General features: G+C 72.7%; 5 protein-coding genes and 2 pseudogenes. 4 read left to right on the forward strand and 3 right to left on the reverse strand.

What is annotated here, in order from left to right; genetic code table 11:
• Positions 1 to 964 (reverse strand): annotated as a pseudogene (locus ACFXA3_RS31115) (hypothetical protein); the annotation flags it as partial.
• A gap of 185 nt (positions 965 to 1,149) precedes the next feature.
• Here ACFXA3_RS31115 and ACFXA3_RS31120 point away from each other — a divergent pair.
• The 3 genes from ACFXA3_RS31120 to ACFXA3_RS31130 all read left to right on the forward strand — a co-directional run bounded on the left by ACFXA3_RS31120 (position 1,150) and on the right by ACFXA3_RS31130 (position 3,514).
• Complete coding sequence (locus ACFXA3_RS31120) at positions 1,150 to 1,893, forward strand: GPP34 family phosphoprotein (protein WP_385192124.1); 744 nt, start codon at positions 1,150 to 1,152, stop codon at positions 1,891 to 1,893.
• A gap of 302 nt (positions 1,894 to 2,195) precedes the next feature.
• Positions 2,196 to 3,080: a helix-turn-helix domain-containing protein gene (locus ACFXA3_RS31125; RefSeq protein WP_385192126.1), complete on the forward strand. Its 885-nt coding sequence runs from the start codon at positions 2,196 to 2,198 to the stop codon at positions 3,078 to 3,080.
• 221 nt (positions 3,081 to 3,301) lie between these two features.
• Positions 3,302 to 3,514, forward strand: a complete 213-nt coding sequence (locus tag ACFXA3_RS31130; protein ID WP_054225973.1) for a DUF397 domain-containing protein — start codon at positions 3,302 to 3,304, stop codon at positions 3,512 to 3,514.
• Between the two features lie 202 nt (positions 3,515 to 3,716).
• Here the strand turns inward: ACFXA3_RS31130 and ACFXA3_RS31135 are convergent, their stop codons facing one another.
• Positions 3,717 to 4,568, reverse strand: a complete 852-nt coding sequence (locus tag ACFXA3_RS31135) for a hypothetical protein (protein ID WP_385192128.1) — start codon at positions 4,566 to 4,568, stop codon at positions 3,717 to 3,719.
• Between the two features lie 130 nt (positions 4,569 to 4,698).
• On the opposite strand from ACFXA3_RS31135, the gene ACFXA3_RS31140 reads away from it, so the two are divergent.
• Positions 4,699 to 5,898, forward strand: a complete 1,200-nt coding sequence (locus ACFXA3_RS31140) for a PLP-dependent aminotransferase family protein (protein ID WP_385192131.1) — start codon at positions 4,699 to 4,701, stop codon at positions 5,896 to 5,898.
• Between the two features lie 6 nt (positions 5,899 to 5,904).
• Here ACFXA3_RS31140 and ACFXA3_RS31145 read toward each other — a convergent pair.
• A pseudogene (locus ACFXA3_RS31145) lies at positions 5,905 to 6,518 on the reverse strand (helix-turn-helix domain-containing protein); the annotation flags it as partial.

Consider the following 6,518-nt stretch of genomic DNA (forward strand, 5'->3'; position numbering starts at 1 on the left):
CGTCCCGGTCGGCCGAGCCACCCGTGCCCGGCTTGCCGGCGGTCGCCGCGTCCTTGCCGGCGGCACCCGCAGCCCGGCCCGCACCCGGCTCCTCGGCGGACGAACCGCCCGCGGCCGGCTTGTCGGCGGTGGCGGCGCCCGAGCCGGCCTGCGCCGAAGCGGAAGCAGGCTTCACGGCCCGGAACACGGCCGTGCGCTCACTGTCGTCCGACGACTGCCGAGCCGGCTTGTCGGCATCCGGCTTCGCGGCCGGGGCACCGGCCGCGTCCCGGTCGGCCGAGCCGCCCGTGCCCGGCTTGTCGGCGGTCGCGGCGTCCGCACCACCCTTGCCGGCGGCACCCGCGGCCCGGACCGCACCCGGCTCCTCGGCGGACGAACCGCCCGCGGCAGCCGCTCCGGCCTTCGCGGAAGCGGAGGCCCGCTTCACCGCCCGGAACACGGCCGTGCGCTCACTGTCGTGCGACGACTGCCGAGCCGGCTTGTCGGCCGGGGCACCGGCCGCGTCCCGGCCGTCCGCACCATCCGCGTCCGGCTTCGCGGCCGGGGCACCGGTGGCGTCCCGGTCGGCCGAGCCGCCCTTGGCCGGGGCACCGTCCGAGCCCGGCTTGTCGGTGGTGGTGGCGGCCGTGCCCGCCTGCGCGGAAGCGGAGGCCGGCTTTACGGCCCGGAACACCGCCGTGCGGTCGCTGTCGTCGGCCGGAGCCTCGGCGGCTGCCGGTGCGGAAGCGGAATCCGGTTTCGGGGTACGGGACGCCTCGGGCGAATCGGAGTCGGAGTCCACCCGTCCGGAGGACTCGGGTTCGGTCGTGGCGACCCATGCCGCCACCGCCTCGCGCAGCGGATCCGTCCCGGACTCGGGGTCCCGCGGCCGGAACACCGACAGCCTGGGGTCACGCTCCGCGGAGGACTTCGCCGCCCCCGGCGCTCCTTCATCAACCGACTTGTCGGGGGACTCGCCCGCCACCAGTTCCTCCTCGATCGCGCCGCGTCCGGCTGTCCGAATGTCTAACAGTGTCCCGTGTCGTGGGCATCGTTCTCGTGCTAGACGAGAACGACATAGCGCTGGTTCCCCCACAAAGCGACCATGCGCTCTCGACAGATGAATGTGAGAGGCGTCACCCTGTCACTCATCCACGCGGGGAGGCATGGATGGGCAGGAGCCGCAGAACAATTCCGGAGGAGCTTCTGCTGCTCGCTTTGGACCCGACCACGGGTACCACGGCGCAGCCGCAGTCGCTCGACCTCGGCCTGGCCGGGGCACAGCTAGTAGAGCTGGCTCTGGCAGGACGGATAGCCCCTGACGGGGATCGTATCGCCGTGGTGATGCCACGGCCGACAGGAGATCCGACTCTGGACTCCGCACTGGAACTGCTGCGCAGGCGCGGCAGCCCGGTACGGGCCGTCCACTGGATCGGTGGACCCCGGCTGGGGCTCCGCCAGATTTACCTCGCTCATCTGGAGCGCTGCGGCATGGTCCATGCCGTCGCGGGACAGATGTGCGGGGTGCTGCCGACGACTCGCTACCAGGCGACCGACACGGCGATCAGCCGGGAGATCCGTGCCCGGCTCGACAGTGCGATCCGCACCGGTGTACCGCCGGACCCGCGGACCGCGGCGCTCGCCGCACTGGCCCACGCGGTCGGACTCGGCAAGCACCTGTACCCCGGCAACGAGGGGCGGTCGTCCAGGTCCCGGCTGCGGGACCTGATCCGGCACGACCCGATGGGCGGTCTCGTGGCGCACGCCGTCATGGACGTCCAGAACGGTGTGGCTGCACAGCCGCGCCGTGACCGTGCACCGGCGAACCCGCCGACCGCCCGGGCCGCGGCGGCCAGCGGCGTTCCGCTCCAGGCGCGCCGTACGGGCGCGATGGCCCGCGTCGCCGCGCACTGATCCACCCGATCCACCCGATCCATCTGATCCGCCCGATTCACCCGGTCCATCGGATCGACCCGATCCACGGCTCCACGGATTCACCGCTCCACCGAACCGCCATCGCCGCAACCGGCGTCCCCGATGACCCGGTTCGGGAGCCGCCAGCGCGCGGGATGGCGAGGCCGGTCCGCCGGCCCCGCCGTCCCGCGCGTCTGCATTTCCGGGCCGTTCTCCGGCGCCGCCCCGCCCTTCGGTGGCAGTCTGCTCACCATCAGGCACACAGAGAGACAGAACCAGAAGAAGGCGGAGGTGCCGTTCAAGTGGCGTCCAATGTCAATCCCACCGTCCGACGCCGCCGACTGGGCATGGAGTTGCGCAAGCTCCGCGAGGACAAGGGCATGACGGCCGAGCAGGTCGCCGAACGCCTGCTCGTCTCCCAGTCGAAGATCAGCCGGCTGGAGAACGGCCGCCGTTCCATCAGCCAGCGCGACGTCCGCGACCTGTGCGACGTGTACGAGGTCGAGGACCGCCGGCTCGTCGACTCCCTGATGCAGATGGCCAAGGACTCCCGCCAGCAGGGCTGGTGGCACGCCTTCGGTGACATCCCGTACAGCGTCTACATCGGCCTCGAAACCGATGCCGCCAGCCTGCGCACCTACGAACCCCAGATGGTGCCCGGCCTGCTCCAGACCCCGGAGTACGCCCAGGCCCTCATCCGCGGCGCGCTGCCCGAGACCGCCCCGCTCGACGTGGAGAAGCGCGTCCAGGTGCGGATGCACCGGCAGAAACGGCTCTCCGAGACGGACAACAACAATCCTGAGGTCGGGCCGCTGCGGCTGTGGGCGGTCATCGACGAGGCGGCGCTGCGCCGGCACGTGGGCGACCCCCAGTTGATGATCAAACAGCTGGAGTACCTGATAGAGCAGTCGGAACAGCCGTACATCACGGTGCAGGTGATGCCGTTCTCGATGGGTGCCCACCCGGGCGTCAACGGCCAGTACGCCATCCTGGAGTTCCCGGACGCGTCCGATTCGACGGTCGTCTACATCGAGGGCGTGACCAGCGACCTGTACCTGGAGAAGGCGAACGACGTCCAGAAGTACAGCGTGATGTACGAGCACTTGCGCGCGCAGGCCCTGAACGTGGAGCAGACGCGCCAGTTCATCGCCGAGATCATCGACGAGTATGCGGGCAAGGGGAGGTAAAACCGGAGGCAGCGGACACGTGCCGCCGGGCAGGTGGCGAGGGGGGCCGGTACGGTACACCGTCGATCCCCGGCCACAGAAGGCCTGAACGGAATATGCCACCCGGTCGGGTGAATGGCCTCTTCACCCGTCGAGAGGTGCCGGTAGCGTCGATCACGTCGGTCAGGGAAACCGGAATGGCCGACGCCTCACTGGCACAACTCGCTGAACCGGAGAGAAACATGGCTATTCGTCAGGGCGCCACGGCCAACTGGATCAAGTCCTCCTACTCCGGCGGGAACGGCGCTTGCGTCGAGGTCAAGTCCCCCGTCATGGAGGCCATCGCGGTCCGCGACTCGAAGGTGCAGGACGGTCCGTCCCTCACCTTCGCGCCGGGCTCCTGGACCTCGTTCGTCGCGGACGTCACCGAAGGCCGACTGGGACGCCTGGCCTGAACGTTTCGGCGCACGACCCCACCGTCCCCTCTGCATTACGCGCAGCGACTGCGTCATCTGCAGTACCGGCGTTATCCGCACCACCTGCACCACCTGCACCACTGACTGGAGCCCTCTCGACTGGCCCGCCGTCCCGGCCGAGGGGGCTCGGCCACGTCCGGCTCCGCCCGCCCCGCACCGCGCGGCCCGCCCCGCGTTCCGTCTAGCGGAGCTGGTCGACGTACCGGTCCGTGCCCGGCACCGTCGGGATGAACGGCGCCACCAGCTCCACCCGCCCCAGCCCGGCCTCGGCGACCTCGGTGTCCAGCCCCCCGAACCGGTCCCAGCAGGCGCGCGGATCGGCTTCCAGGAACCACAGCAGCGTCAACCGGGTGCCGACCCCCTCGACCTGCTTGACGTACGTCATCCGGTCACCGGGCAGCGGGGTCGGCCGGAAGACCGTCACCATCGCGGCCGGTGAGCCGTGCAGCCGCTTCGGCAGGGCGCGCGAGCGCAGCCACTCCAGCAGCTCCGCCCGCTGCTCGGGACCGTCGGCGTCGACGACCTGGACGACGAGACCGGCGTACGGGTGGTCGAGGGCGTGGAAGTCCCGGGGACCGGCGGCGCCGTCGCGGTAGACCGTGGCCTCGTGGTCCTGGAACGACGTGAACACGTGGGTGCGGTCCTGGTAGACGCGGCCGTCCCGGTTGAGGCGCTTGTTGATGCCGACGGTCCACTTCATGTGCTCGTCGTAGCGGCCCTCGGTGACCCAGTACGTGGAGATGTAGCACCCGGCGGTGACGGGCTGGGCGACGGCCGACTTCTCGGGGTACCGCAGCTCCTGGAGTTCGCGGGTGGCGACCCAGCGGCGGCCCGCGTACATCCAGGGCATGGCCATGGCGCCGGCGTAGTAGTGGTCGTCCTCGTACCAGCGGTTGTACGCGTACTCGTGGCCCGGGTGCGGTTCGACCATGGTGATCAGCGCATGGCCGGGGCGGACGCCGTACGGTCCGACGGCCGCCAGCTCGGCGTAGTCCCCGGCCCGGGTGTCCTCGCGGTGCTCGTGTGTCGTCATGCCCCACGGTCTAGCTGATGTGGCGTCAGATGACGAGACCTCGGGGACTGTTCCACTCCTTGACGCATAGGTGCTGTCTACATGCTTCCGCGTTTAGGATGCGCCCACCCGCCTCCCCCGAAGGAGCACCATGCCCGCGACCGTCATCCTCCCGCCACCCGCGTTCGCCGCCCGCACCCTCGCCGCGGCCGGCTCGCCCGTCCGCGAGATCCTCGCGCTCACCGCACGCCCCGGGGTGATCTCCTTCGCCGGCGGCCTGCCCGCCCCGGAGCTCTTCGACACCGAGGGCCTACGGGCCGCGTACGACACCGCGTTCACGGAGTCGGGCGGCCGGGCGCTCCAGTACTCGACCACCGAGGGCGCGCCGGAACTGCGGGAAGCCGTGGCCGCGCGGGCCTCCGCCCGGGGGCTGGACACCGGCGCGGACGACCTGCTGATCACCACCGGTTCCCAGCAGGCCCTCGCACTGATCACCGCGACGCTCGTCGAACCCGGCGACGCCGTCCTCGTCGAGAACCCCACCTACCTCGCGGCGCTCCAGTGCTTCGGCCAGGCGGGGGCGCGCGTGATACCGGTCCCCTGCGACGAGCAGGGCATCCTGCCCGACGCGCTGGAGGAGATCGTGGCGCGGGAGCGGCCCAAGCTCCTCTACACGGTGCCCACGTTCCAGAACCCGACCGGGCGCACCCTGCCCGGCGCCCGCCGGGCGGCGGTGGCGGAGATCGCGGCACGGCTCGGGCTGTGGCTCCTGGAGGACGACCCGTACGGGGAGCTCCGGTTCGAGGGGGCGGAGGTCCCGTGGCTCGCCGCGCACCCCGGGGCGGAGGACCGCACGGCGCTGCTCGGGAGCTTCTCCAAGGTGATGGCCCCGGGGCTGCGGCTGGGCTGGCTGCGCGCACCCGCGGCGCTGCGGCGCGCGGCGGTGGTGGCCAAGCAGGCCGCGGACCTGCACACCTCGACGGTGGACCAGCTGGCGGCGGCCCACTACCTGCGCGCGGTGGACCTCGACGCGCACATCGCCACGGTCCGGGCGGCCTACCGGGAGCGGCGTGACGCGCTGCTGGCGGGCCTGGGCGCGGCCCTTCCGGCGGGCTCGGTCTGGAACCGCCCCGAGGGCGGCATGTTCGTGTGGGCCCGCCTGCCGGAGGGTCACGACGCGACGGCCCTGCTGACCTCGGCGATCGCCCGCGACGTGGCCTTCGTCCCGGGAGCCCCCTTCCACGCGGTCGCCCCGGACCCCCGCACCCTGCGCCTGTCGTTCACGACGCACACCCCGTCCGAGATCGCGGAGGGCCTGCGCCGCCTGACCACCGCCGTCACCGGGCCCTGACCGCTCTCAGGCGGCTTCCGGGTGAGCGGTCCCGCGGCTGCGGCGGCAGTCGCGGCAGCGGCCGCCGGGGGCCGGGGCGCGGTAGGCGCGTTCGCAGCCGTCGCAGGTCTGGAGGGGGTGCCGGGGCCGGTCGGGGGCCGGTGGGCCGATCGGCCCCCAGTCGGGTTCCGGCAGCCGGGGCGGGAGGGAAACGCGCAGCCGGTACGCGACCAGTCCGGCCGGATTGCGCAGATCGGACGGCACGTCCGCGGTGAGGGCGCGCCGTACGGCTTCGGGCACGGCCCCCCGTTCCAGCCACTGCACGACTGCGGGTACGAGCCGCTCGACGTCCCGCTCGGCGAGCAGCAGGCGCGGGTCGCGGATCCGCAGGCCGGCCAGCAGCCGCGCGGCCTCCCGCCGCAGCGCCGCCTCCCGTACGGGCTCCACCCCGGCCTCCGCTGCGGCCCGCCCGGAGGCCGGGCCCGACTCGGGCACGGGACCGGACTCCGCCACCGGGTCGGGCGCGGGTGCCGGGTCCGGCTCGGGTGCCGGGTCCGGCTCGGGTGCCGGGTCCGGCTCGGGTACCGGGTCCGGCTCGGCATCCGGGTCCGACCCGGCGTCGGCCTCCGGCCCCGGGTCGG

This window comes from Streptomyces sp. NPDC059456 (assembly GCF_042750055.1).
Taxonomy (GTDB): domain Bacteria; phylum Actinomycetota; class Actinomycetes; order Streptomycetales; family Streptomycetaceae; genus Streptomyces.

Coding starts and splice junctions, on each gene's coding strand:
- ACFXA3_RS31120 (WP_385192124.1), top strand. CDS start 1,150: ATGGGCAGGAGCCGCAGAACAATTCCGGAGGAGCTTCTGCTGCTCGCT.
- ACFXA3_RS31130 (WP_054225973.1), top strand. CDS start 3,302: ATGGCTATTCGTCAGGGCGCCACGGCCAACTGGATCAAGTCCTCCTAC.
- ACFXA3_RS31135 (WP_385192128.1), bottom strand. CDS start 4,568: ATGACGACACACGAGCACCGCGAGGACACCCGGGCCGGGGACTACGCC.
- ACFXA3_RS31140 (WP_385192131.1), top strand. CDS start 4,699: ATGCCCGCGACCGTCATCCTCCCGCCACCCGCGTTCGCCGCCCGCACC.